Annotated in this window: 2 tRNA genes; both read right to left on the reverse strand. The window is 40.4% G+C overall.

Features of this window, described 5'->3' with window-relative positions:
- Positions 1–41: 41 nt before the first annotated feature.
- A tRNA-Leu gene (locus PVK63_RS19935) sits at positions 42–126 on the reverse strand.
- A gap of 81 nt (positions 127–207) precedes the next feature.
- Positions 208–284: transfer RNA gene (locus tag PVK63_RS19940), tRNA-Met, on the reverse strand.
- Positions 285–342: the final 58 nt, after the last annotated feature.

Here is a 342-nt window from a genome sequence, read left to right on the forward strand (position 1 = left end):
ATTAAATCGGTAGTTAAACCAAGATAATGCATCTTTAAATATGGTGCGGACGGAGAGACTTGAACTCTCACACCTTGCGGCGCCAGAACCTAAATCTGGTGCGTCTACCAATTCCGCCACGTCCGCGTTCTGCTAGTTGTTAATTAAAACAAAGAGTAGAAATTTTTGTATTTTAATCGACGATTGGTGAATCAATTAAAAGTTGTATGGTGGCTACTACGGGATTTGAACCTGTGACCCCATCATTATGAGTGATGTGCTCTAACCAGCTGAGCTAAGTAGCCAATGATTGTTTTTAATAAAACAATCAAAAATATGGTGCGGACGGAGAGACTTGAACTC

Source organism: Aliivibrio sp. S2TY2 (genome assembly GCF_028765525.1).
GTDB lineage: Bacteria > Pseudomonadota > Gammaproteobacteria > Enterobacterales > Vibrionaceae > Aliivibrio > Aliivibrio finisterrensis_A.